Source organism: Paenibacillus sp. T2-29 (assembly GCF_052921365.1).
On sequence record NZ_JBREVE010000002.1, the window covers coordinates 299391 to 324905 of the forward strand.

At 45.2% G+C, this 25515-nt stretch carries 20 protein-coding genes and 1 riboswitch; of the genes, 10 read left to right on the forward strand and 10 right to left on the reverse strand.

Going from position 1 to position 25515, the window contains the following annotated elements:
* Positions 1-284: 284 nt before the first annotated feature.
* The 3 genes from alr to ACU1JV_RS07145 all read right to left on the reverse strand — a co-directional run bounded on the left by alr (position 285) and on the right by ACU1JV_RS07145 (position 3770).
* Positions 285-1481 (reverse strand): alanine racemase, encoded by a 1197-nt coding sequence (gene alr, locus ACU1JV_RS07135; RefSeq protein ID WP_013369924.1) that lies wholly within the window; start codon positions 1479-1481, stop codon positions 285-287.
* A 268-nt stretch (positions 1482-1749) separates the two neighbouring features.
* Positions 1750-3027 (reverse strand): outer membrane lipoprotein-sorting protein, encoded by a 1278-nt coding sequence (locus tag ACU1JV_RS07140; RefSeq protein ID WP_126666682.1) that lies wholly within the window; start codon positions 3025-3027, stop codon positions 1750-1752.
* 110 nt (positions 3028-3137) lie between these two features.
* Positions 3138-3770: a LysE family translocator gene (locus tag ACU1JV_RS07145; protein WP_040101871.1), complete on the reverse strand. Its 633-nt coding sequence runs from the start codon at positions 3768-3770 to the stop codon at positions 3138-3140.
* Positions 3771-4004: 234 nt separating this feature from the next.
* Between ACU1JV_RS07145 and ACU1JV_RS07150 the strand changes: the two genes are divergently transcribed.
* Positions 4005-5000 (forward strand): ABC transporter substrate-binding protein, encoded by a 996-nt coding sequence (locus ACU1JV_RS07150; RefSeq protein WP_413985753.1) that lies wholly within the window; start codon positions 4005-4007, stop codon positions 4998-5000.
* Positions 5001-5109: 109 nt separating this feature from the next.
* Positions 5110-6831 (forward strand): helix-turn-helix domain-containing protein, encoded by a 1722-nt coding sequence (locus ACU1JV_RS07155; protein ID WP_413985752.1) that lies wholly within the window; start codon positions 5110-5112, stop codon positions 6829-6831.
* Between the two features lie 31 nt (positions 6832-6862).
* On the opposite strand, the gene ACU1JV_RS07160 is transcribed toward ACU1JV_RS07155, so the two are convergent.
* From ACU1JV_RS07160 to ACU1JV_RS07180, 5 genes are all read right to left on the reverse strand, one after another.
* Entirely contained in the window at positions 6863-8494 is a 1632-nt protein-coding gene (locus ACU1JV_RS07160) for a formate--tetrahydrofolate ligase (RefSeq protein WP_013369917.1), read from the reverse strand.
* Between the two features lie 253 nt (positions 8495-8747).
* Complete coding sequence (locus ACU1JV_RS07165) at positions 8748-9251, reverse strand: DUF6933 domain-containing protein (protein ID WP_013369916.1); 504 nt, start codon at positions 9249-9251, stop codon at positions 8748-8750.
* Between the two features lie 477 nt (positions 9252-9728).
* Positions 9729-9953 carry a hypothetical protein gene (locus ACU1JV_RS07170; RefSeq protein ID WP_013369915.1) on the reverse strand — a complete coding sequence of 75 codons (225 nt, stop codon included), beginning with the start codon at positions 9951-9953 and terminating at the stop codon, positions 9729-9731.
* Positions 9954-10070: 117 nt separating this feature from the next.
* On the reverse strand, positions 10071-10328 hold the full coding sequence (locus tag ACU1JV_RS07175; RefSeq protein ID WP_165080530.1) for a matrixin family metalloprotease: 258 nt from the start codon (positions 10326-10328) through the stop codon (positions 10071-10073).
* A gap of 146 nt (positions 10329-10474) precedes the next feature.
* The gene (locus ACU1JV_RS07180) at positions 10475-10780 is read right to left on the reverse strand and encodes a hypothetical protein (RefSeq protein WP_013369914.1); all 306 of its coding nucleotides are present in this window, start codon (positions 10778-10780) and stop codon (positions 10475-10477) included.
* 1042 nt (positions 10781-11822) lie between these two features.
* On the opposite strand from ACU1JV_RS07180, the gene ACU1JV_RS07185 reads away from it, so the two are divergent.
* From ACU1JV_RS07185 to ACU1JV_RS07210, 6 genes are all read left to right on the forward strand, one after another.
* Positions 11823-12530, forward strand: coding sequence for a response regulator transcription factor (locus ACU1JV_RS07185; protein ID WP_413985751.1), 708 nt, complete (start codon positions 11823-11825; stop codon positions 12528-12530).
* A gap of 1 nt (position 12531) precedes the next feature.
* On the forward strand, positions 12532-13476 hold the full coding sequence (locus ACU1JV_RS07190; protein WP_413985750.1) for a sensor histidine kinase: 945 nt from the start codon (positions 12532-12534) through the stop codon (positions 13474-13476).
* A 102-nt stretch (positions 13477-13578) separates the two neighbouring features.
* Positions 13579-14502, forward strand: a complete 924-nt coding sequence (locus tag ACU1JV_RS07195; protein ID WP_013369911.1) for an ABC transporter ATP-binding protein — start codon at positions 13579-13581, stop codon at positions 14500-14502.
* Positions 14495-15187 (forward strand): ABC transporter permease, encoded by a 693-nt coding sequence (locus ACU1JV_RS07200; RefSeq protein ID WP_058829149.1) that lies wholly within the window; start codon positions 14495-14497, stop codon positions 15185-15187. Before ACU1JV_RS07195 ends, ACU1JV_RS07200 begins: the two co-directional genes overlap by 8 nt.
* A 125-nt stretch (positions 15188-15312) precedes the next feature.
* Positions 15313-15457, forward strand: a riboswitch (FMN riboswitch).
* A 170-nt stretch (positions 15458-15627) separates the two neighbouring features.
* On the forward strand, positions 15628-16575 hold the full coding sequence (locus ACU1JV_RS07205) for a DMT family transporter (protein ID WP_013369909.1): 948 nt from the start codon (positions 15628-15630) through the stop codon (positions 16573-16575).
* 236 nt (positions 16576-16811) lie between these two features.
* Positions 16812-18842: a methyl-accepting chemotaxis protein gene (locus tag ACU1JV_RS07210; RefSeq protein ID WP_025679846.1), complete on the forward strand. Its 2031-nt coding sequence runs from the start codon at positions 16812-16814 to the stop codon at positions 18840-18842.
* Between the two features lie 139 nt (positions 18843-18981).
* Here ACU1JV_RS07210 and ACU1JV_RS07215 read toward each other — a convergent pair whose 3' ends face one another.
* Positions 18982-20463 (reverse strand): carboxylesterase/lipase family protein, encoded by a 1482-nt coding sequence (locus ACU1JV_RS07215; protein ID WP_413987554.1) that lies wholly within the window; start codon positions 20461-20463, stop codon positions 18982-18984.
* A 151-nt stretch (positions 20464-20614) separates the two neighbouring features.
* Positions 20615-21178 carry a GbsR/MarR family transcriptional regulator gene (locus ACU1JV_RS07220; RefSeq protein ID WP_137078068.1) on the reverse strand — a complete coding sequence of 188 codons (564 nt, stop codon included), beginning with the start codon at positions 21176-21178 and terminating at the stop codon, positions 20615-20617.
* Positions 21179-21692: 514 nt separating this feature from the next.
* Here ACU1JV_RS07220 and ACU1JV_RS07225 point away from each other — a divergent pair.
* Together ACU1JV_RS07225 and ACU1JV_RS07230 are read left to right on the forward strand one after the other, a co-directional pair.
* The gene (locus tag ACU1JV_RS07225; RefSeq protein WP_014599546.1) at positions 21693-22916 is read left to right on the forward strand and encodes a quaternary amine ABC transporter ATP-binding protein; all 1224 of its coding nucleotides are present in this window, start codon (positions 21693-21695) and stop codon (positions 22914-22916) included.
* Entirely contained in the window at positions 22891-25485 is a 2595-nt protein-coding gene (locus ACU1JV_RS07230) for a glycine betaine ABC transporter substrate-binding protein (RefSeq protein WP_129548879.1), read from the forward strand. Before ACU1JV_RS07225 ends, ACU1JV_RS07230 begins: the two co-directional genes overlap by 26 nt.
* Positions 25486-25515: the final 30 nt, after the last annotated feature.

Sequence of the window (25515 nt, forward strand, 5' to 3'; positions counted from 1 at the left end):
CACCCCCAAAACCTTGTCGCCATTGTACCATTATAACGTTATTCCCGGTAATTTATTCAAACGGAATATAAGAGAATGTATATGATATTCGTATATCATCTATGCTGCATTCCATTATAAACTACGCAGTTCGTTTTCGTACAGGCGTTTGATCCCCGAAATACAAGTGTCAGCGGAGCCTAATGCGTCTTTTGACAGTTATAGCGCTCTTTTCTTTCCTTTGTACATATTTCGGGACGTTCTACGAAAACTCCTGCTTTTATCCGGTAATTTGCGTTATGAAATTAATTCCAGTGGGTTGGAAGAAGCGAGTTCACCCGAACGACAGGAACATGATCTCGCATGTAAACACGCGGTACCCTGTCTGCGATCATGCAGATCACCTCATAGTGGATCGTACCAAGCTTGGATGCCAGCTCATCCGCCGCAATGATTTCGCCGGACTGCTGGCCGATGAGAACAACCTCTTCGCCGGTTTGGATTTCTTCCGCATCCTCTGCGAAAGATTGTAAGGATACCATACACTGGTCCATGCAGATCGTACCGAGTACAGGGACGCGACGACCGCGTATCAACACTTCAACCTTCCCACTTAGCATGCGAGAATATCCATCCGCATAACCGATTGGCAGTGTGCCGATCCGCTCTTCACTAGAGGTCACATACCGGGTACCATAACTAACTCCCCATCCAGGAGGAAGCGTCTTGGTATAAACCACCGCCGTCTTTAATGACAATACAGGCAACAGTTCAATGACTTGCCGGTTAACCTCATCAGACGGATACAAACCGTATATACTGATGCCAATCCGCACCATATTGGGGGAAAGGGAAGGGGTATCAATGGTGGCCGCGCTGTTGCCCGTATGTATAATGGGAATAGTAATACCTTGTTCCCTTAGCGCATCCGCCACGCCCCGAAACCGATCATATTGTAGCAGTGTATAGCTTTTATCTTCTTCATCCGCGCGGGCAAAATGGGTGTACATGCCTTCCAGCAGCACCTGCTCTAATTCGTGAGCCTGCCGGACAAAAGCCAAAGCCGCTTCTCCAGGCAGCAAACCGAGTCTTCCCATGCCGCTGTCTATTTTGATGTGCACCTTCAGCTTGCGTTCGCTTCCTTGGCGGTCCAATCTGCGGATACCTTCCAGCACTTCCTCACTAAACACAGTCAATGAGATATCATGCTCCCAAGCTGTTTGGACAGCTTCAGGCGAGGTATAGCCGAGTACAAGGATCGGCAGTTCAATCCCCGCATGACGAAGCTCAAGAGCCTCATCCAGAAAAGCGACGCTCAAATAATCCGCACCAAGGCGTTCCATTTCCTTTGAAATTTCTACGGCACCGTGCCCGTAGGCATTAGCCTTGACACAGACCAGTATCAGCTTATCCGCAGGCAATACCTTGCGAAAGGCTTCATAGTTGGCGCCAAGGTGATCCAGGTTGATTTCGGCCCGGGTCGATCTGTATTGTGCTTGCAAAATCCAGTCACCTTCTTCAATTGTTAGCCTCTAACATAACCTTTTACCATTCGAATGTAGCAAATTCCTTGCTTCCAAAGGTTAATGGTAATGTTCAGAGACGTGGCTGTCAATGGCAGGGGGACTTTGCCAGCCTCCTCTACCATATCTACAATAGAACAGGATATACAAGCGATGCACATCTTAGACTGCGAATGAATAAAAAGACGGATACGGGCGGCAGCAGAGCTTTTTACACTCTAGACCGTCTGCATCCGTCTATAAAATTTTATTTACCCGATTGATCCTGTATAGAAGCGGCAATTTGTATCATTTCGCTCACAGGCAGGTCAGCACTGGTGATTCTGAACTCTATTCCATCATTCATCCAGGTCATCGTCTGTTGTTCGCTTCCTGTCAGCACGGCAAAGCTCCCTCCAATATCAACCAGTTCGCCTGCGGAAAGTGCGACCGCCCGATCTTTTGGACGCGCCTCCACAATGGTATAGTTATACGTTCCGCTATACCGCAACATCACTGCATGTGTACCATTATCCTCCAGCTCCGGTGTATCCTTAATCTGTACTCCGGCTGGCGTGTAGGACGGTTCAATCAAGCCGAATTCACCCAATACAGCTTCTGCGGCATCCGTTCCTGCTGACGTTCCGGTTGCACCATCCGCTGTGCTCGGTGTTTGTTGCTGCGCCTCTGCGTTAGCTGCTGCTTCCGGCTTGGACGTATCGCCTGTGACAGCTCCGTCGCTCTTCGCTTCACCAGCCGGTTGCTGAACATCGTTTCCTACGGTTCCCTGCTCTTGTCCAGATCCACTGGATGTCACGCCAGTCGTCCCTTCTAACGTACCGGAAGAATCGGGCAGACCGCTGGAATCGACTGCCCCTGAAGATGGCGATCCCTCGCTACCAGCACTCGTTTTTCCGGAAGCCATATTCCGTTCCATATCAAAGGAATCTTTGTCAAACTTCGTATCAAAAGCGAATTGATCGAATTTCAGATCGACAACCACCTTGGCATTCGCATCAGATACCTGTACCTGAGTAGGGGCATAGTTGTTTTTGGATAGCCAAATCTTTTGCCTTACCAGCGCATGGCTGTTGTAGTTCGCGGCCACATCAAACACATAGGATTTATCGTCGGTAGCCAGCTGACGGGAGGCATCGCCGATAATGCTGCGAACCAGCGTTTCATATAAATATACCTGACCCTGATTGTTTGGCCAGTCGCTTTTGAAACGGAAACTCTTGTTCAGGCTGGGGGTCAGTACAAATACACCCTCATCATTACGAAGCACAATTTGCGTAACATCCTTTTTCTCGTTCGTCATGGCAATTCGGTAATAGGACGGCTTGCGGTAGGAAATATCGACCTTGTATTCCTGCGGCGTGTCGCCGGTATGCAGCGTCATCAAAGCTGTACCGTGGTAGCTGTTCAGGTCGCTCACCACGTCACTCAAATCTTTAACCACATCGTCTGCGCTCTTCTTGCCGCACCCGGCCAGCAGCAACGTTACACACATGACCATGGCAAGCATCCATGAAATCCGGCGCATGTCATCAACCCCTTCAGCACATGTTTTAAATGAATTAGTACATGTCTATGAAGGACTTGTTCGATTTATGCAGACTGGCATGACAAGCTTGAGCGTATCCTTGTGTAATGCTACAAAATCTTTTGGAGACTAACCATAAATTCATATAGGAAATAAACCGAAAAAACAATCAAAACTACGCCGGCACAGATCGTAACCCACTTGATGGCAGTTCGGTTCATGGCTTTTCGTGTTGTTGCTACGAGGGTCATTAAGCCTAAATCATGGACAAGAATACCAAACAAAATACCTAAGCCAACAATCAAAAATTGACTTGTATTAGAACGATCAAACGAACTTGCCAGCACAGTCCCAAAAACACTTACCCAGAACACTAAATTCCCTGGTGAAACAGCTACAAGCAGCCCATTTTTATAGGAAGAAAATAATGACTTTGTCTTTTTCTCTCCTTCTAGCGCAATATCATGATCCGCATTTTTAATGCTGTCGTACCCTACGTAGCACAAAAATATGGCTCCAACCAGCCACATGATCACCTGTACAACAGGTAAGGACAGAACAGAGGCCAGACCAAAATATAAACCAATGATTAATAACAAATCGATGGTCATCCCCCCAAGCCCAACAATCCATCCATGCATGAATCCATTCTTTAGCCCTTGCTTTGTCATTTCAACCGTGATGGTACCTACAGGTAGTGCTATTGAGAAACCTAGTAAAACATATGTAATAAACAATGCCATTTCAAAACCCCTTTCAAATGTATAAAAACGTTATTCTATACCATAAAAAATGACAAATCAATAAAATTTGAAGAATAAAATGAGCTAGTAACACATGAGACTTATTTTGTACAAAATCGGATGCATTGACCAAGTTTGTCCATTGAGTATTGAGGGTTCAGCGCTTATCATTGCTTTTGTGATAATAATTCTCATTTGCAATATTATGAATCATTCTATTATACGGAGGTTGCTATGATCAACAAGAACTCTACGATTAACAAAAAACCTACTCGACAATACACTTCTCTGATCTGTCTATTCTCTCTTATGGGGGCATTGCTGCTGGGGTGCGGCGCATCAGACAACAATCAGACTGCAAACAGCAACACAACAGCATCAACAAAAACATCGGAAGCAGCCACAACTCGCGCCTACACAGACTATAAGGGACATACAGTAGACATTCCCATGACTCCTGGGCGCATTGCTTACTTCGGAGAAAACTATGGAGATCTATTGGTTTTAGGCGTACAGGCTGTTGGTACATCGACTTCTATGATCGAGGGAAAGATATATGAAAAAAAAGTTCAGAATGTATCGGACCTAGGATTTCCCATTGATTTAGAAAAAACATTGGCTCTACAACCAGACCTAATCATCACCGCCGATACGGACGAAAAACAATACGCAGCGTTATCAAAAATTGCACCTACAATTATGTTCGATACCTTCGCTCCGCTGAATGAGCGTTTGGTACATCTCGGAGACATTGTGAACAAGAAAAAGACTGCGGAAGACTGGCTTGCCCAATATAAAATCAAGGAAGCAGAGATGTGGAGCAAACTTCAGGCGAAAGGTGTAAAACCGGGTGAAACAGCTTCGGTCTTTACCTACTATCCCGGTGACCGTTTGTTCGTCATGGCACGGACAGGCTTGTCGCAAATACTGTATGAAAAAAATGGTCTCAAGCCTACTCCTCTTATTCAGAAAGCACTGGATGAGGACAAAGGATTCGTGCAATTATCACAGGAAGTAATCGGACAATACGCTGGAGATCGGATTTTCATACTAAGCACTCCAAGTTCAGAAGCCCAGCAATCCACCGAACAATTAATGAAAAGCAAGCTGTGGCTTCAGCTCCCTGCTGTCAAGCAGGGACATGTGTACATGCAGGACATTGGCAAAACCGAAAGTGATGCTTCTACTCGAGAATGGCTGCTGGAGGAATTGCCCAAGCTCATAAAATAAGATTGGAGAAGCCTATCGCCCTTGTTGATAGGCTTCTTTTTTGTTGAACCTAAAGGAGGTATACTTATGCATATATGATAACCATTCTCAATAAAAGGAGTATTACACCGTGAATCAGCCTTCTTCGTCTGTAAATGCACCCCCGCCCAACTCACTGCTTTTTCATTTTAAGGAAATTGTGTTGGCTAGTGAGTCCAGTGATGGACTAACATCTCGTCCAAGTTCAGATCACTGTCTGCTTATGTTCATCGGCGGGGCTGGAAGGGTGGATATTGGTCAAGAACAATATGTATTCCATTCAGGTCACGGGTATTGGTTAACTCCTGGGGAATCCTATCGCATCGCCCCCTTGGATGGAACTGTACCTGAATACTACAAAATCACGTTCAGAGTCATTGCTATGTCGTTGGAGACACAATCAGACATGACCTTGGCTGAAAACGCAACGGGCATGCCATCCATATATCTTGGCTCCGTCCTGCCAGAACCGCGTGAATACGTCGTTTCCTCTTCCTCCAAGCCTATTCAGTTAGCCGAAGAGTTATTTTATAGCACCCAACAAACAATACAGCCGCATAGCCAAACCTCTGCATTGCGTCAGCAAATCATGATTCAAGAGCTGCTCTTGTTGTGGCAGGAAGCCCACGTCCCTATTAAGCATAGCGATGACTTTAATCCGACATTGCCCGCATCGGTGGAAAGTACCCTTGCATATATGGAAAAACACTACGAAAAGCCCATTACCGTCAAGCAGCTTGCCGAACAGGCGAACGTTTCCATATGGCAATACTCCCAGTTGTTTCGCAAAATAACGGGCAAAAAGCCGCTGCATTACCTCACTGAGCTGCGCTTGACTCATGCCAAGCGGCTGCTGCTGGAATGCAAACGGCCTTTACGTGAAATTGCCCGTCAGGTGGGTTTCTCTGACGAATATTATTTTAATCGGCGTTTTAGACAAATGACCGGGGTTCCCCCTGGTCAATATGCGCTTTCCGCTCCCGGTTCTGTGTGCGTTAAGGATTGGACAGGCCACCAAATTCATATCCCGCGCCAAGCGAGCCGTATCATCTATCATGGAGAAACGATGGGCGATCTGCTCGCGTTAGGAGCCAAAGCCATCGGCGGAAGTCTGCGGCTTAGTGAATACAGCGTCTATAAACATCGTCTTGGGAACGTGACTGATGTAGGACTTCCGCTAGATACCCACTTGACCAGCGCTCTTGATCCTGATCTGATTATCATTGCCAACTCGGATGAACAGGAATATGAGCGCGTTGCAAGCATCGCGCCCACCGTCACCTTTAACTCCTTTGCCGCCCTGGAGGAACGGCTGCGTACACTTGGCGCCTGGCTCGGTAAGGAACGAGAGGCCGAACGCTGGTTAGCTACCTTTGCCGCTCGTAATCTGGCAATGTGGAACCAACTCAGTGCGCATATCACAGCCGGAGAAACCGCCTCTGTCTTTATTTTCGATCATGGCGATCGGCTCTTTGTCATGGGCATGTCCGGATTCTCATCAGCCCTCTACCACCCGCACGGCTTCCAACCCGCAGAGCCAATCCGTAAGGTGCTCGACGAGGGACTAGGCTTCGCAGAAATTGATCCGAATGAATTGCCTGTTTACGCCGGAGACCGCATTTTTATGCTCGTCCCTACAGCACCAGACTCCAAGCATACGCTGGAATGCATGCTCAACAGCCCTCTCTGGCTCAGCCTCCCTGCTGTACGTCAAGGCCGGGTATATTTCGTAGAAGCAGACCGCTGGAACTGGAGCGATGCCATGACTCGGCAAAAGCTGCTCACTGCACTGCCCAAACTGCTCGTTCATTGATACTGAAATGCTGCTATTTTTTCTAAAAATGCTACATGAGTCCTTGAATACTCCCATCTGCCTCCAGCGACATATGCTCAGCTGCTGGAGATTTGGGCAGTCCTGGCATCGTCATGGTATTACCTGTTTCCACGACTACAAAGCCTGCGCCTGCAGACAATGATACGCTGGACACGTGAATGGTGAACCCCTCTGGCGCACCTAGCAAGGAAGGTTGATCTGAGAAAGAATACGGCGTTTTGGCCATGCATACAGGCAGTTGTCCAAAACCAAGCTGCTCCATACCCGCCAACGCCCGTTTGGCCGCAGGCGTGTAAGCCACCTCTGCCGCACCGTAAAGCTCCTTGGCAATGACACTAATTTTCGCTTGTAAATCAAGCGTATGATCATATAGCGGTGCAAAATGTGCTTTGTCCTCCTGAAGTAAGTTCAGCAGGCTTTGGGCCAATTTTTCTCCCCCTTGGCTTCCCTGCGCCCATACTTGTGAAAGTTCTGCGGGTACACCCAGCTTGCGGCATTCCGAGAAAATCAAATCCAACTCGGCTTCGCTGTCTGTTACAAAATGGTTAATTGCCACCAGTACAGGCACACCAAACTTTTGCAAATTCCGTACATGTCGGCTCATATTGGCTAATCCGAGTTGCAATTGCTCCAGATTTTCCGCATCCAGCTCATGTTTAGCTACACCGCCGTTATATTTCAGCGCTTTGGCGGTTACAACCAGCACAGCCGCATCCGGCTGCAAGCCGGACTGGCGGCACTTGATGTCAAAGAACTTTTCCGCTCCCAGCTCAGCCCCAAATCCCGCCTCTGTGACGACGACCTCTCCCAGCTTCAACGCCAGCTTTGTCCCCATCAGACTGCTACATCCATGGGCAATATTAGCAAAAGGTCCACCATGCACAATAACCGGAGTGCCCTCCAACGTCTGCACCAGATTAGGCTTTAATGCTTCCCGAAGCAGCACAGCCATAGCTTCCACCGCGTGCAGCTCCTCTGCTGTTACCGCCTCACCGGCTTCGTTATAGCCAATTACCATCCGACCCAACCGTACTTTAAGATCGTCCATATTTTCACTTAAGCATAGTACCGCCATGACTTCGGAGGCCGAGGTGATCAGAAAGCCGCTTTCTCTTACCGCTCCATTCCCCGTTCCCAATCCAGTCACAATACTTCGCAAGCTCCGGTCATTCATATCGACAGTCCGTTTCCACACAATTCGGTCTGGCTTCAGCCGCAAAGCATTTCCATGGAACAAATGGTTATCAATCATCGCTGACAGCAAATTATGCGCAGCTGAAATGGCATGTATATCCCCTGTAAAATGCAGATTAATGTCTTCCGCCGGAACAATCTGGGCCTGTCCTCCCCCGGTTGCTCCCCCTTTCATCCCAAAGCAAGGCCCAAGGGACGGCTCACGCAGTGCAGCAACGGTTTTATGCCCCATCGTGTTTAGTGCCTGTGCCAGTCCGATGGTTGTCAATGTTTTTCCTTCTCCAGCCGGGGTGGGATTCATCGCCGTAACCAGCACCAGCTTTCCATTCGGGCGATCCTTTAACTGCTCCCATAGAGATGGATTCAGCTTCGCTTTATATTTGCCATACGTCTCCAGATGCTCTTCTTCAATTCCTGCTTCTTTGGCAACATCAATAATCCTCTTCATCCTTCGTTATGTACCCCCCGTTTTATAAGTCTGAACAATGGTGTCAAACCCTTTATCATTTCATTCTACCAAAGTGTACCGTTTATTGCGCTATGATTCATTTCATCGCAAGCGTTGCTATCCTGTGAGTTATAAAAAAAGGCCTCCCCTGCCCGCATGAACTTTGAGGATACTCTTTTGGCATGTCCTAATCAGCATAAATCCTCTAAAAGTCAGGACAGCTTGGGACTACAAACCATCCATATGTAAACGCTCAACTACTCTCTACTTTATAATGCTTTTCTAGCAGTTCCTTAAAAACATCAATCGGGTACTTATATTGATCCGTTTTGAACACAATTCGGTTATTCCATTGGTTCTTTTCCAGCTCGCATCCATGCTCCATATCCAGTTCCTTCATAATAAATATAATCTCATCTAAGGTTACCATCACACTATGTCTGTTCGTCGTAGTCGCCAGCATCTGCTCGCCTTCCTGTATGTATGCCTTAACGATCTGTTCATCAAACCCTTCGCTGATCATTAATTCCTTCAAGGTTTGTACAAAAAGAGCTGGCAGATTTTTGTACTGCGATTTTTTAATTCCAAACAGCGTGACGCTTAAGCGGGAAATATCATGCATAAACACAATATTTTTTCTGCGATTTAGTAAGAACAATCTGGCATGCCAACTATTCAAAGGCGGATAAATATCAACTTGAAGTGGTTCAGTCTCCCATTCCTTCAGCAGTTTTTCTGTTCCCCGTATAACAAACATCATTGCTCTCCTTTATTGACGGTCCTGTACCGTAGCTCATGATCTGGCATACCTAGTCTCTCACATTAGGCATACCCCGGATATTATAACTCCGTATTCCAAACATCGGATTATAGACTATTTCAGTATGATATAGGAAGGCGGTGAATTTCCAGTAGCTTAATTGCATCTTACGCTGGGGATGGAGAAAAAAATCTACTTGAGTGCCTTCAGGTTGAGAATATTAATAGTAATTTTGGAGAAAGGCTTGCTTCTACAAGGTTTCCACTTTTATCTAAAAAAGAATAGTTAATTCTAACTGAGAAAAGAATGTAGTAGAGTTAGGTCACATGTCAGCAGATTAACTGCTCAAGCCAAAATCATAAGAAAATCTGTATTAAAAAGCTGACTTCACGGGATAAGAAGTCAGCTTTTTACAATTTAGGCCAAAGCCTTTTCTAATTATTCACAAATGTATTGCGGTTTAAATAGAGTTTTTTATTCTTGTCTACTAACTATACTTTTAATATTTTCTTTAAATGTACTTAGTTTTTGCCCATCAATATATGGATTGTTTTCTGCGTCAATACTATTAAGACTAGCTTGTTCTTTTAACGCCTGATTGACCGCATAAACGTTTCCGTTTTTAATGTCAAATTTACCTTGATATTCACCAGCCACAAAGTAAATTGGATTAATTTTAGGATCTTGTCCCTTTTTCAAAAATAAAACGAGTTCATCGCCTTGCTTAAGGTAGGGATTGTCTGTTTTTTCAACAATATTGTCTGTTTTTATTCCTAATTGGGTAATAACAATATTTTTTTCTGATTCTGTTCCTTATTAATAAAGATCATTAATACCAAACACATCTTCGCTAGGCTGTGGAGTGTAAATTCCCCAATTATCATAGCATTGTGGTGTAGTTAGATACATCAAGCATTTACTAAAGTCTTCATCTAGTCCTAAGACATGTCCTAGCTCATGAGCAGCTACTGATTGTGCCTTCTGAGAAGAATAACAACTAACATTATTGGACTGAGCAGAAAGATTCTGAAAACAAGAACTTGATTGAATTGGGCTGCGAGTTAGCAGAATCATAGGACCATGCAAAAAACCGAAAGACCTTCCTACATAGGAAGGTCTTCATAGGCCCTCTCGTACCCTGCCGGATCGGCAGAATGTATAAAAGGGGGCGGTGGATACGATTTTAACCTAACGTTTTTTCTCCTTACAAAAACAGCATTTTATTTACTGATTTTCTCTATCACTTCAAGTTCTTGCGTGGAATAATATTTCTTATCATATTCTGTTAAGTAAAATGCTTTTGGTTCCTCTGAAACTCTTAACACAATAGATTGAAAATCATGCTCGTGAAATTGAGTATAATTTTTATTATAAAAATAATCACTCTGTCTTAAATCGTGATTGATATGATATGGGTATAATCCGTGTTCCTTAGAAGCAAACCAAACGTTTTCCAACGTCATGCCCTTTTTTGTAGCTTGTCCATTTTGTTCTTTTTCCGTTTTCATTTGATCCTTCATATCCATTCCTAACACTCTCCTATTCTAAGCTATCGTCTATTCCTTTGGACTATTTCCCGAGCTTGGTCAATCGTGTAACCCTTACGAATATAATAATTCTCTTCCACATACTCCATGTGTCGATCAACCTTTTCTGGCATTGTTTCAGGACTCCAACCTTCTTGGATAGCTCTTCGAAGAAAATTTAACGGTGACTTAACTGGACGTGGTGACTGTCTCATAATAAGTAATAATTCCAATACTCGTTCAAAAGGTAACGGTCTTAGTCGTCCGTCCATTTGCTTGCTTAAAAGTTACATTTACGTATACGTAAATGTAATCGTATATGTATACGTAAATGTTTATAATTTGAGAAACAGACCGCCCCAGGTCAAAGGATGCGGTCTGCCCCATAAAGCCCACCTTGTAAGCCGCCGCCTTTATTTAAAGCGACTGCCCGAGAGCCGTGTTACCAGCACGGTTCTCCTGAAACAAGTATAACACCTCGCTCAAATGGAATAAATGCCTTTTGTGGGCGTTCATTTCAAATAAGGATTTGGATGAAATAGGTTTTGCATACACGCCCTAATAAAAGAGGCTATCTGCGATCCACGCAGATTGTGTTACGAACCCTATCCCAAGTATCAGGAAGAAACTGTTTACATATAATTGACTTAGCTAAAATACCATCAATTAAGCATTGGTTTGATCCAATGTTTCAATAGAAGTAAAGCTATTCAGAATCTCTTTAGCTATCAGCAATCCAAAGCAGAAAACAATCTCTTATAAAATTGTTACAAAAGTAGGACGCTTACCATGGTACAGCTGATTTTTCAAGAAATATAGCTAGCCTCCAAACAAGATGATGGACACAGGATAACTATTTTAGGTTTTTCAACTTTTCATCATGTTGGAGAGCTTGGAAACAAACAGCCTTTAACGCTCCTCCAAAAATTCCCCTATTCAAATTCGTTGGATATTTTTTATGGAAATCCCCTCCACCACTCTATATAATTCAGATACAGTTCGCCACACGAGCTAATCTAAAAATTAGGGGTGTTCCACACCTATGCCACAGCATATTTTACTTATTGAAGACGACCTATCTATTGCTGAAATGCTGCTAAAAGCACTCACCAAGGAGGGCTACAATTTAACTACCGCCTATGACGGGGAAGAAGGGCTTATTGCCTTTGAACGTCATACTTACGACCTGATCCTCGTGGATTTGATGATGCCGAAGGTTGACGGTATGGAGGTAATCCGGCAAATTCGTACCCGCAGCGCCGTGCCGATTCTGATTATGTCGGCTAAGGACAGCGATGTGGATAAAGCGCTTGGGCTGGGCTTCGGGGCAGACGATTATGTTGCCAAACCTTTTTCAATGCTTGAGATGACAGCTCGTATTCAGTCCGCGATCCGCAGATCGACTACATATGCCCGTCTACTACAGCAGGAGGAACAGCCGCAAGCACAAGTTTTGACCTATGGAAATCTACGCATTGATTTTGATCATTTTACAGTCATACGCGATGGAAATGAAATTCAGCTAACAGCAAAAGAATCCGATATTCTGAAGCTGTTTGCATCCAATCCGAACCGGGTATTTACGAAAGCTCAATTATACGGGTTTATTTGGAAAGACGATTATATGGGTGATGAGAATGTGATTAACGTCCATATTCGCCGCCTACGTGAAAAAATTGAAGAAGATCCCTCTCACCCTGTCCATATTAAAACGCTGTGGGGCATCGGCTACAAATGGGAGAATGGCTGATATGATCATCGAAATCATTTCCGAATGGATTGTCGTCCTCATAATGTCCGTCGTTATTTTATGGCTTTGGCGGGAACGTGTAGCCTATAAGCGCAAAATCAAGAATGTTCGAACCCTACTAGAGCGGATCGTGACCGTAAATCATGCGGAAAAGCTGCTATATGTTACAGGTGACGTGGAACTGCAGCGACTCATGACGGAAATCAACCGGCTACTAGACTTAAATTTGAGGGTATCAGCCGATTACAACCGAAGCCAAATCGCTATGCGAAAAATGATTTCAAATATTTCTCACGATCTCAAGACCCCGCTTACCGTTGTGCTTGGATATGCCGAGATGCTGGATGGCGATCCAGATATTTCGCCAGAAGAACGTATAAAGCTGCTATCCAGAATCCATCAAAAGACAAGCGAAGCGATTGAGTTGATCGGGAGTTTTTTTAGTTTGGCGAAGCTGGAAGCTAACGATACTGACATTCAACTGACCCGACTGGAGATAGGAGAACTATGCAGACGCAGCATTTTGGAGTTTTATGATCTGCTAACGGCTCAGGGTTTTACGGTACATATTGACATCCCGGAGCATCCCATTTATGCCTTGGGGAACGAAGGAGCCATTGGGCGGGTGCTGAGCAATCTGATTTCGAATGCCATTCGCTACGGGGCAGAGGGTCGAACGCTAGGCCTGACTCTGTCAGAACAGCAGGATACGGTGCGTATAGAGGTGTGGGATCGTGGAAAAGGCATACAGGAGCCCGAGCAGGATAAGGTTTTTGAACGCATGTACACACTTGAGGATTCCCGTAATAAGGCGGTACAGGGCAGTGGACTGGGCCTTACGATTGCCAAGCGCCTGGTTGAATGCATGAATGGAGAGATGCAATTGACCAGCAAGCCTTATGAGCAGACCGTCTTCTCTTTTACCTTGAAGAAGATCAACTATTAAGCGAACTGCTCAACTTAATAAATTTGTAAGGATTACGAAAGAAAAATGAACATTTCGCCCTTTATTCTTGAATTATCAACAGCACACGAAGGGAGAACACCCATGACTTACATATTACGTACACATCAGCTGACCAAAGCCATGAAGGGCAATGAAATTGTAGCAGGGGTCAGTATGAATGTGCGCAAGGGGGAAACCTATGGCTTTCTCGGTCCCAATGGAGCGGGCAAAACGACGGTGATGAAAATGATTACCAACCTGCTCAAGCCGACCTTGGGCGAGATTGAATTGTTCGGTGAAAAGCTAACGCCACAGTCTTATCATCTGCTCGGACGGATGGGTTCGATTATTGAATATCCGATTTTTTATGAAAGGCTGACAGCTCAGCAAAATCTCGAACTTCATTGTGAATACATGGGCTATTATAATAAGCAGGCTGTCCGGGATGCACTGGAATTAGTGAATTTGCGGAATGCAGATGACAAGCCGGTAAAAGACTTTTCACTCGGAATGAAGCAGCGTCTCGGGATTGCCCGAGCCATTGCGACCAAGCCTGAGTTACTCATTTTAGATGAACCGATTAACGGTCTGGACCCGGTGGGAATCAAGGAAATTCGGCAGTTATTCCATATGCTATGCAAGGAATATGGGATGACGCTGCTCGTGTCCAGTCATTTATTAGCGGAAATTGAGCAGATTGCGGATACAATAGGCGTGATTAATCACGGACGGCTGATTGAGGAAGTTTCGATGGAACAGGTACGGGATACCAATACGGAATATATCGAATTTACGACCAACGATTGTAAAAAAGCAGCCTACATCCTCTCACATCAACTGAGTCTGAATAATATAAGGGTGCTCAATGAACAGAGTATACGTATTTACGATCTTAGTGTACCGCAGAAGCAAATTACGAAAACGCTCATTTTAAATGATGTAGAGGTCGATTCCATTCATCAGAAAAGCAGTACGCTGGAAGACTACTTTTTACGTCTGTTACATGGAGGGGATCACCATGCTTAAATTGATACAGTTGGAGATGAAAAAGCTTCATCTGGTGGGTTATATCCGTTCAGCACTGATCGCCAACGCTTGCATTCTAGGGTTGCTCAGTACTATTGCACTGGACAGCCAAAATGAAGGAGTACCCGAATTTACACAGTACGCTCAGCTTCTCGATCTTATGGACAATATGGTGAGGGCAACGTTTATTGTATTTGCCTCCGTTCTACTGTGCCGTTTTATCGTAGGAGAATTTAAATCCAAATCGATTACAATCTTGTTCATGTATCCGATTCATCGTCAAAAGCTAATGATCGCCAAGCTCTTGATTGTGCTGCTGTTTACATTCTTGTCTATTGTAATCTCGGAAATCATCATTACGGCTGCGATCCATTTGCTCAACCAGTTTGTCATAATTGTACCGGATAAGCTCACTCTTTCCATACTAGCCGAGCAATCAGCGCGCACGCTAATCAATGCCGTTGCCGCCAGTTTTATGGGATTGGTTCCGCTGTATATGGGAATGCGAAGATACTCTGTACCCACGACCATTGTGACCTCAATTCTGATTGTAGCATTGCTTTTCTCCAATAATAACGGTGCTACCCTTAGCTCCATTGCTCCCGTGCAAATCAGCTTCTCTGTGCTGGGAATGCTTGTGGCTTATGCAGCCATTCGGCGCATTGAGTATAAGGATATTGCCTAGTAATAAGGATTAAACATAGAACGCTTTCATAAAAAGATGAAAATCCTTGCTTGATATACACACATTTTTCACTGGACTTCATTCTAAAACAGGTATATCCTATAGGAGAAATTAAAAAACGGAATAAGGATCTTCGGGGTAGGGTGAGATTCCCAACCGGCGGTATGGCTCATGGAGCTAAGCCCGCGACTCTGTATCCGGCAACAGGATACGGACTGATTTGGTGAGATGCCAAAGCCGACGGTAAAGTCCGGATGGAAGAAGATCGAAATATGAACATGCCGCAAAGTCGATGAATACTGCATTATGGTTGTGCAGTGACTTCATTTAACTTGCATCAAACGGCAAGTTTATTTGATCAACCCCCGTCTTGCATGGCCTTCGCCATGGACGGGGGTTTTTGTGCCACCGGTCCTGTATTCGCAAGGAGCTAAATAAGTATGAGTCAATCATCAACTGTACTAACATCCAAGGATTTTGATCGTAGCTCCCACATGAAAAGCGGTTTTTGGCTAGTCGCGATTGGAGCGGCCTTGTGGGGCGCAGACCCGCTGTTTCGTATTATTTTGTTAAAATCATTTACCTCAGCACAAATCGTACTGATGGAGCATGCGCTACTCTTTATCGCTCTGACGCCGATGCTGTGGAAGCATCGCGAGGAGCTTAAAACGATACGATTTCGTCAGGTTTTCGCTATTTTGTTTGTCTCATGGGGTGGCTCGGCACTGGCCAGTGTGATTTTCACCATGGCACTCAGCAACGGTGATCTGAATGCCGTACTTTTACTTCAGAAGCTTCAACCTTTGGTTGCTATTATTCTGGCCCGCGTGATATTGAAGGAAATGTTACCGCGTCATTTTGGAATATTAATTGTCATCGCTCTGTTCGGGACGTATCTTCTGACCTTCGGTTGGTCGCTTCCCTTTGGACATGTTCATGATTTTGTTCAAGTTGGTAGTCTGCTTGCACTGGGTGCAGCGATTCTGTGGGGCGGTTCGACCGTTATGGGCAGCTACTTGCTCCGTTCGATGAAATATGAAACGGTAACCTCTCTTCGCTTCATGGTGGCGCTCCCTCTGCTCATTGTTCTCACCTCTGTGGAGCATGCTCCGTGGAATATGCCTACAGGTACATGGGCGGGCGCAGCTGTAATTATCAACTTGCTGCTGCAGGCATTGCTTCCGGGTCTTCTCAGCTTATTACTGTATTACAAAGGCTTAAGTACAACCAAAGCTTCTTATGCTACGATGGCAGAATTGAGCTTTCCTATGGTAGGTGTTGTGATTAACTGGATCGCTTTCCAACAAATCGTTACCGTAGCGCAATTAACTGGTTTTATGCTTATCTGGGTTACACTCTTTATGATTTCTCGTCAGCAAAAAAATTAACAGATCTATTTGCTTTATACTCACCTCAAGCCAAATCATGAAGGTGCTTTTGCATCTCTGATTTGGCTTTTTATGTATGCATATTCATACCGTGATTAGACCTTAAGAACTATTTTTTAAAAAATGTACCTAAAACATGCCTTGATTCATCATTTTTTAAGATTACATCTATAAAATTAGTCGATTTCTGTCGAATAAAACAATGTAGTGACCATCAGACACAGAGGAGAAAAAACATGACTAAAGAAAAACAAACAGTTCCGTGGTGGAACAGGTTTCTCAAGCAATTTTATTTAATGAGGACAAAATTAATCATTTCTTTTTTGGCTGTGTTATTGATTCCGAGCTTACTTATTGGATACTTTTCTTATCAGGGGGCTACGACACAGCTCAGTCAGCAAATGGCTAATTCCGTATACACGAATCTGTATCTGATCCAAAGCAATGTCAATCAATATGTATCCCCGATCATGAAGGACGTGGACGTCCTTACCAGTGAAATCCAAGCTGATTCCATTGGTTCCGATCAAGAAGCCCTTCAGAAAAAATTGGATGACATCGTCAAAGCTCATCCTGAGTTAGATGCCGCGCTCCTTGGCAATGCGAAAGGAGAATATATCCGTTCTCCGCTAAAAAAGGAGGCTGATTATGATCCTAGGGAGAGAAAATGGTACAAAAATGCGATGCTACATAAGGGTAACATATTTGTCGGTGTTCCAGTTGCCAGCGTTACGACAGGGAACCTAGTAGTTAATGTATCGGCAACGCTGAAGAACGGTGAAGGGGCTGTTGCATTGGCTTTGAATCTGGACAAGATGGGGGACAGTCTGCAGTCTGTTAAGATAGGCGAACGCGGAGGACTCATCATTGTTGATTCTGATCATAAGGTTGTATCTGGAGCTGGAACAGCCTTTGACAAGACTGGCAAAAAACCGGCTGACACTATGGAGGGACTTCCCAAAGTGGCGGCAACCGGAGAAAATGATACTCCTTCCGTGTCGCAAATTAAATTTATGAATCGGGATGTGCTGACCTTTACACTTAAGGACCCTCTCACTGGATGGAGTATTGTTGCATTATCGGATCTGGAGGATTACAGTGATGCAGCCCAACCGATTCTGAGGCAAAGCCTGATTGTAATTGTTATTTCCATACTGGCCGCTGCGATCATCATAGTGCTAATGATCCGCTCATTCCTGATCCCTCTCAAGAAGCTGCAAACAGGAACACGGATCGTCCGTGATGGAAATCTGACCGAACGTGTTAATATATCTAGAAAGGACGAGTTCGGCGAGCTGGCACAGAATTTTGACCAGATGACGCATTCCTTGCATACGATGGTCTCCGAGGTCAACCAAACGTCCTCACGGCTTGCTTCCTCTTCTCTGGTAATCAAGGAAAGCACAGAACAAACGACGGAGTCCGTACAACACGTAGCGGAAACGGTTATGGAATCCGCAGAAAATGCAGCAACCAGCGCCGAGGCATCCGAGCAAACTGCCAATGCCGTTGAAGAAATGGCGAAGGGTGTCAGCACGATTGCCGAATCGGCAAGCTCCATCGTGGATTCAGCAGGACAAACCGAGCAAGACGTAGCTCAAGGCAGTCAAATGATTAGCCATGTGCGGACACAGATGGACCGCATTCTGGAAGCTGTAAGCCAAACGGCTAGTCTGATGGATGAGCTATCCCAACTCTCGGACGATGCGAAGCAAATGAATGCGGCTATAGCTGCCATTGCCAAGCAAACTAATTTGTTGTCCCTGAACGCATCTATTGAAGCCTCCAGAGCAGGCGAAGCTGGGCGTGGCTTTGCCGTAGTCGCTATAGAGGTACGCAAACTGTCGGAACAGTCCAAGGAAAGTGCCGATTCCATCAGTCAGATCATTACGCAGATGCTCGACTTGATTCAACGCTCTACTGCTACGATGAACGGTAATGTTCGTAATCAGGTGGGTGAAGGATTACGAATTAGCCAAGATGCAGAAGGTGCATTTGCGAATATTGAACGCTCAACTTCTCACATTGTGGAACAAATTCAAAGTGTATCCGCTGCTGCTGAACAAATCTCAGCCAGTACGGAGGAAGTTTCCGCCACTGTTACCCATTTGGCAAGCCTATCCCGCAATTCGGCGGACAGTTCGCAGACAACCTCCGCTGCCGCTCAAGAGCAAATGGCAGCCATGGAGGAAATCGCATCTTCCTCACAAGAGTTGTCCAACATGGCACAGGATCTGCAAGAGCTGGTTAAGCGATTTAAGATTTAGCTTCCACAGCTATTTTTGAAATTTCATCAACAAAAGCTCAACAGCGCTTTATCTGTTTACTAACAAAAGCCTTCGTCCGCATACAAAATACGGGCGAAGGCTTTTTCGTTGAATCCTTGAAACAATGTCTCGTATTTACCTATATGCTCATCTGCCCCATTAGTTGGCGGCGTCTATCCCCTTCTGGATCATGTTCCACCATAATATTCTGATGAAAAATGGCTGTAGCTCGCTGTTGCTTGTCGTACATCGGCCATGCCGTCTCAGGCAGCATGGGCTTCCCTTCACGTGCAAAAGCAATCCATGCCTGCTGCATATCATGAGCAAGCTTCTGCATCGAAGGCTGAATCTCTAATCCCAGCTTGCCCAGCAGCTTCAGATTATCGAAAACAAAAGCAATTTCTGCACCGTGCACCGCTTGTTCAAAAGTTGGATGTCCCGGCAGGGTCCAATCAAAACGATACATCCATACCGATGCATACGCCGACTGTGCAGCGGCAAGAGCCAACGCGGGACGCCAAAAAATGAGATCGGTCAACATTTGCGCCTGTCCCTCAATGGTAACTGGAAAAGGCTCTATCAGGTCGCCAATGTCGGACATGCCTGTCATCATTTCCAATGCCTGACGTGCTGTTGGCTTATTCATTAGATGGGATTCTTTGCGAATGAAATAGTTCCCCTCATGCAAGTTCGTTCCAATCATAACAGATACCTGTTTGGCTGAGCCTTGGGCGATTGCAGACAGGGGTACATCCGGCAAGGTCACCCCGTCTACAACGGGTTGATAAATCATCGCCATCCCCGGTCCGATGACTTCATGTGTTTTGGCCATAGCGAGCATCAACGCATCTGTAGGCAACGTAAACAATCGCTCAGGATGCTGAGTGTCTACACCCAGTTGCTGTAAATACACAGCCGCCACTTGCTCGGCCTGTGCAGTTGGCAACACCTGCGATGCCCCGCTCTGCAAAATTGCACGCTGGAACAGCCCCTCAGCGGCTGGCATCGCCAATAAAGCGGCAATACTCATCGCGCCTGCCGATTCACCGAACACCGTTACTTCATCCGGGTTGCCGCCAAAGGCAGAAATATGATCCCTAACCCATTTCAGCGCAGCGATTTGATCCAACAGTCCGGCATTTGAGGTCAGCCCATTTCCCTTTGGAGTCAAATGCAAAAATCCTAACGGCCCTAACCGATAATTGACCGTAACTACAACAACATCGCCATTCTTCGCCATGCGTTCCCCGTCATATAAAGGTATAATCCCAGATCCAGTGACAAAGGCACCACCATGAATCCACACCATCACCGGACGTCCCTTCTCAGGAGCCTTCGAAGCTGGTGTCCAAATGTTCAGGTACAAGCAATCCTCGGACTGCTCCGGCGGTTCCACCAGATTTCCAGTCATACTTTCAGCGGAGGGCATGGGTTGCGGACAGATGGGTCCGAAACTCGTCGCAGTCCGTACACCCTCCCACGGCTCCAAAGGCTGTGGCCCATGAAAACGTAGTTTTCCAACAGGAGGCTGTGCATATGGAATACCTTTCCACACATGATATCCATTCCTTGTTTCCCCACGTAATTGACCTAAACGAGTATGTACTGTAACACTCTCCATCATGAACCCTCCTTTATCTCGTATGTTTAACATAACGGTATAATATCAATCTTTACATATCTCTATTATACCCTTTGTGCAGGACCAAACCAAAAAATACCGGAAGCGCTTTTGCGCTCCGGCATTTTGTAACAGGATGGGCGGATCGTGATTAGTCCCGAACCTCTTCTTTCGGAATCAGCTTGTAAATTTCTTCGCTTTCCATTGAATCAATCAATCGGTCTAGCCACTTGTAATAAGCCACAGCCTGCTTCATTTTCATACGGTCTTGCTGTAGAACCGCCTTAAATTCCTCGTATTCTTCACCCTGCGCCATCAATTTGTCCAGTTCATCAATGGCTTTGCGCAGTACGAGTAAATTTGTTTCTACTGCTTTTCTCCATTTAATAGCGAAGAAGTCAGTAAATGTTTGATACCAATCATACTCGACTTCATACAAGTCCTTGCGTGAGCCCTTACTCCATACCTTGTTCACCATTTTCAGATCCAACAACGTTCGAACTCCTGTACTCATGCTCGTTTTGCTCATTTCCATTTCACGGCCCATCTCATCCAGCGTCATCGGTTTATCCGCAAAAAAAAGCAAACCGTACAAATGCCCCGCGGACAGAGTGATCCCATATAGGTCCATGTTTTTACCTATAGCTTCTATGACACGTTTGCGAATTTTTTGCAGCGATGCCTGCTGCTCATCACCTAACTGGTACAAGCTCATGCTTGCAACCTCCTAATTTTAGAGCATTTTGCACAACCTAGTATGAACGACTTACCCGTAAAGGATTAGCTTTGACGCAATATATGAAATCTTTCAATACTGAATGAAATGTTTCAAAAGCAAAGCTTCTGTCTATATTACAACAGCATGATCGTTCAAAATCATAATTCGCAAAATTGCTAATGATAGTAAACTTTTAAAATTATGGATATACATAAATCTTTTTCTTATGGTCATATTTCATTGTCTATTTTAAAAAAAGCACTATCGGTTGTAAAGTTCCGAATGTTTGAGCATTCTAAAGAACGAAGGAGCATATCGAAGAAAAGTTTGTACAGTTTTTTCTGTACGTACTTTACGAACAGTTTTTTTGTTTGAAATGTAAGCAATGCTTCTGTTACAATTAATTTTGTCATTAACCGTTCAGGATGTACAGAATTATGATTTTTATACTCAATCCATCATGCAACATGGGGTTAATACCAAGCAAAGTATAGAAAGAAGAGGTGTATGTATGACGATTTTGGAAGTCAAAAATGTCAGCAAACTCTTTGGTCCTCACGCAGAGCAAGGTGTTCCGCTCCTGGAGCAAGGCTGGGGCAAAGAAAAGCTGGCCAAAGAAAAACAGATTACTGTTGGTGTTAATAAGGCCAACATGGAAATTAAGCAAGGTGAAATTTTCGTAATTATGGGGTTATCAGGTAGCGGCAAGTCCACTTTGGTGCGAATGCTAAATCGCTTGATTGAGCCTACCTCCGGTGAAATTCTGGTCCACGGCAAAGATCTCCGTAAGATGAACAAAGAACAACTCCGCGAAGTTCGTCGTAAAACCATCAGTATGGTTTTTCAAAAGTTCGCCCTGTTCCCACATCGGACTGTATTGGAAAATGTAGAATACGGTCTTGAAATTCAAAAGGTAGATAAAGCACAACGCCAGGAAAAGGCACAACAAGCGCTGGAACTGGTTGGTCTTAAAAACTGGGGCGATAAGATGCCCGATGAGTTAAGTGGCGGTATGCAGCAGCGTGTCGGTCTGGCACGGGCACTCGCGAATGACCCTGAAGTTCTCCTGATGGATGAAGCATTCAGCGCATTGGATCCTCTCATTCGCCGTGACATGCAAGATGAGCTGCTGGAGCTTCAAGATAAAATGAAGAAAACAATTGTCTTTATCACCCATGATCTGGATGAAGCGCTGCGGATTGGTGACCGGATTGCATTGATGCGGGACGGAGTGGTCGTACAAATTGGTACACCGGAAGAAATTATGATCCAACCAGCTAACTCTTATGTAGCTCGCTTCGTCGAGGATGTGGATCTGTCCAAAGTATTGACGGCTGCTCATGTCATGCTTCGTCCAGAAACCATCACTATGGACCGCGGTCCGCGTGTAGCTCTGGAATTGATGCGGGAGCGTGGGATTTCCAATCTATTCGTCATTGATCGCACCAAAAAGCTACTGGGTGTTATTAATGCCGAGGATGCTGTTCATGCTCTGCGCAACAATCTGAAGATTGAAGATATTTTAATCACTGACGGACCGCAGGTGACTGCTGAAACTGTCATTAATGATTTGTTTGAAATTACAAGCTCGTCCAAGGTGCCACTGGCTGTCGTCGATGACAAGCAGAAGTTGCTGGGCGTTATCGTCCGTGGAGCTTTACTGGGTGCACTAAGTGGAGATGTACCTACTACAAAGGAGGTGAATGCCCATGATACCGAAACTGCCAATCGCTGAGTGGATTCAATCCATTGTAGACTGGATGGGTATTCATCTGGCTGGATTGTTTAATGTTATTTCTTCGGTTATTGAAGCCGTAGTAGGCTTTTTCTCTGGCTTGTTTATGCTTCCGCACCCTCTGGTGTTCATCGTGATCATCGGAATTATTGCCTTTATGATTGGCCGGGTGCAGCTTACACTGTTTACTGTCATCGGCTTCCTGCTGATTGATAATCTCGGCTATTGGAGTGAAACGATGAATACGCTCGGACTAGTCATCACGTCTGCGCTTGTATCCATTGTTATCGGGATTCCGATCGGAATCTGGTGTGCATACAGTAAATCAGCATCACGCATTATCACGCCTTTACTTGATTTTATGCAGACGATGCCTGCGTTCGTGTACTTACTCCCGGCGGTTACCTTTTTCAGCTTGGGTGTTGTACCAGGTGTTATCGCATCAGTTATCTTTGCGATCCCCCCAACCATTCGCATGACCAACTTGGGGATTATGCAAGTATCGGATGAGCTGGTTGAAGCCTCTGATGCATTTGGTTCAACATCGGCGCAAAAGCTGTTTAAAGTACAGCTGCCACTGGCATTGCCTACCTTAATGGCTGGTATTAATCAGACGATTATGCTGTCACTGTCCATGGTTGTTATTGCTTCCATGATCGGTGCGGAAGGTATCGGTGCAGTGGTGTATCGTGCTGTGACCCAGCTGCAAATTGGTAAAGGTTTTGAAGCCGGCTTGGCTGTGGTCGTTCTGGCTATTGTGCTTGACCGCTTTACACAAAACCTGTTTAAACCGACGAAAAAAAGCAAAAGTCGTGTATCCAGCAAGCAAAAGGTATGGATCACCTCAGCAGTTACAGCAGTTATTCTGATCGCTGGCGCATCTCAATATTTTGTTGGAACTGATCATTCCGCTGCTGGTAAAGGTAGTGCTGCTGCCAATCCGATTGGTGCAGAGGTTGATTATAGAATTATCGGTATTGATGCCGGGGCAGGCATTATGAAGTCGACGGCTAAAGCAATTCAAGACTACAATTTGTCTGATTGGAAGCTAGTCGAGGGTTCTGGTGCGGCCATGACAGCCACACTGGACAAAGCCATCAAAGCGAAAAAACCGATCATTATTACCGGTTGGACTCCTCACTGGATGTTCAACAAGTATGATCTCAAATATTTGGAAGACCCTAAAAAGTCTTATGGTGAAGCTGAGGGTATTCATACGATTGCCCGCAAAGGTTTGCAGCAGGATGCTCCTACTGCTTATGAGTTTCTAAAACGTTTCAAATGGACAGCGGAAGATATGGGTGAAATGATGGTTGCTATCCAAGGCGGAACCAGTCCAGAGCAAGCTGCCAAGGATTGGGCAGAGAAACATGCCGACAAGGTTCAGGAATGGACTCAAGGACTGCAAACTGTCAATGGCGATACCTTTAAGCTAAGCTATGTAGCTTGGGATTCGGAAATTGCGAGTACGAATTTGCTGAAATATATAATGGAAAACAAATTGGGTTATAAAGTAACCGCACTGCAAGTTGAAGCAGGTCCTATGTGGACGGGTGTCGCTAGTGGTGATGTAGATGCCTCACCGGCTGCATGGCTGCCGTTAACGCATGCGGATTACTGGACTAAATACAAAGATAAGCTCGACGACCTAGGTGCGAATATGACTGGTGTTAAAACCGGGTTGGTCGTTCCAGCTTACATGAATGTTAAATCAATTACTGAATTGCAGGGGAACGGAGCCGAAGCGGCTCCGGCTTCCGCCGCTACTGGGGACTTTGGCAAGGAAGTCGGCTACCGTATTGTCGGTACCGACCCTGGCGCCGGACTGATGAAGCTGACTGCTAAAGCTATCAGTGACTATGGATTGTCTGACTGGAAACTGCTTGAAAGCTCTGGAGCTGCTATGACCGCTACACTGGATAAAGCTATCAAAGCCAAGCAGCCTATCGTTGTAACCGGTTGGACTCCTCACTGGATGTTTAACAAGTATGATTTGAAATACTTAAAAGACCCTAAAAAAGCATACGGTGATAAAGAAGAAATTCATACCATTGCCCGCAAAGGCTTGAAACAGGATGCTCCTGTGGCTTATGAATTTCTAAGCCGTTTCAAGTGGACTGCTGATGATATGGGTGAAGTGATGATCGCAATTCAAGATGGTACTCCCCCACAGCAGGCTGCCAAGAACTGGGCTGATAAGTATCCTGATAAGGTACAGGAATGGATCAAGGGCTTGCAGCCCGTCAACGGCGATCCCCTGAAGCTGAGCTACGCTGCTTGGGATTCTGAAATTGCCAGTACGAACGTATTGAAATATGTATTAGAACAAAAATTGGGCTATAAAGTAACAGCGCTGCAAGTGGAAATCGGTCCTATGTGGACAGGCGTGGCTGGCGGAAGTGTAGATGCTACCGCAGCCGCCTGGCTTCCATTGACGCATGCTGATTATTGGGCTCAATATAAGGATAAAGTAGATGACATCGGAACCAGCATGACTGGCGTTATGTCCGGACTTGTCGTTCCATCCTATGTACCGATTGATTCTATTGAGGATCTTAAAACGCAATAATACTTCTTCCACTTTTAAATTATACTAATA

What these genes read in the sequence shown, in the direction of transcription:
- ACU1JV_RS07140 (WP_126666682.1), bottom strand. Translation starts at nt 3,027, where the DNA reads ATGCGCCGGATTTCATGGATGCTTGCCATGGTCATGTGTGTAACGTTG.
- ACU1JV_RS07165 (WP_013369916.1), bottom strand. Translation starts at nt 9,251, where the DNA reads ATGTTTGTTATACGGGGAACAGAAAAACTGCTGAAGGAATGGGAGACT.
- ACU1JV_RS07215 (WP_413987554.1), bottom strand. Translation starts at nt 20,463, where the DNA reads ATGGAGAGTGTTACAGTACATACTCGTTTAGGTCAATTACGTGGGGAA.
- ACU1JV_RS07145 (WP_040101871.1), bottom strand. Translation starts at nt 3,770, where the DNA reads ATGGCATTGTTTATTACATATGTTTTACTAGGTTTCTCAATAGCACTA.
- ACU1JV_RS07180 (WP_013369914.1), bottom strand. Translation starts at nt 10,780, where the DNA reads ATGGATATGAAGGATCAAATGAAAACGGAAAAAGAACAAAATGGACAA.
- ACU1JV_RS07195 (WP_013369911.1), top strand. Translation starts at nt 13,579, where the DNA reads ATGACTTACATATTACGTACACATCAGCTGACCAAAGCCATGAAGGGC.
- ACU1JV_RS07190 (WP_413985750.1), top strand. Translation starts at nt 12,532, where the DNA reads ATGATCATCGAAATCATTTCCGAATGGATTGTCGTCCTCATAATGTCC.
- ACU1JV_RS07205 (WP_013369909.1), top strand. Translation starts at nt 15,628, where the DNA reads ATGAGTCAATCATCAACTGTACTAACATCCAAGGATTTTGATCGTAGC.
- ACU1JV_RS07225 (WP_014599546.1), top strand. Translation starts at nt 21,693, where the DNA reads ATGACGATTTTGGAAGTCAAAAATGTCAGCAAACTCTTTGGTCCTCAC.
- ACU1JV_RS07185 (WP_413985751.1), top strand. Translation starts at nt 11,823, where the DNA reads ATGCCACAGCATATTTTACTTATTGAAGACGACCTATCTATTGCTGAA.
- ACU1JV_RS07175 (WP_165080530.1), bottom strand. Translation starts at nt 10,328, where the DNA reads ATGATTCTGCTAACTCGCAGCCCAATTCAATCAAGTTCTTGTTTTCAG.
- ACU1JV_RS07230 (WP_129548879.1), top strand. Translation starts at nt 22,891, where the DNA reads ATGATACCGAAACTGCCAATCGCTGAGTGGATTCAATCCATTGTAGAC.
- ACU1JV_RS07150 (WP_413985753.1), top strand. Translation starts at nt 4,005, where the DNA reads ATGATCAACAAGAACTCTACGATTAACAAAAAACCTACTCGACAATAC.
- ACU1JV_RS07160 (WP_013369917.1), bottom strand. Translation starts at nt 8,494, where the DNA reads ATGAAGAGGATTATTGATGTTGCCAAAGAAGCAGGAATTGAAGAAGAG.
- ACU1JV_RS07200 (WP_058829149.1), top strand. Translation starts at nt 14,495, where the DNA reads ATGCTTAAATTGATACAGTTGGAGATGAAAAAGCTTCATCTGGTGGGT.
- ACU1JV_RS07210 (WP_025679846.1), top strand. Translation starts at nt 16,812, where the DNA reads ATGACTAAAGAAAAACAAACAGTTCCGTGGTGGAACAGGTTTCTCAAG.
- ACU1JV_RS07220 (WP_137078068.1), bottom strand. Translation starts at nt 21,178, where the DNA reads ATGAGCTTGTACCAGTTAGGTGATGAGCAGCAGGCATCGCTGCAAAAA.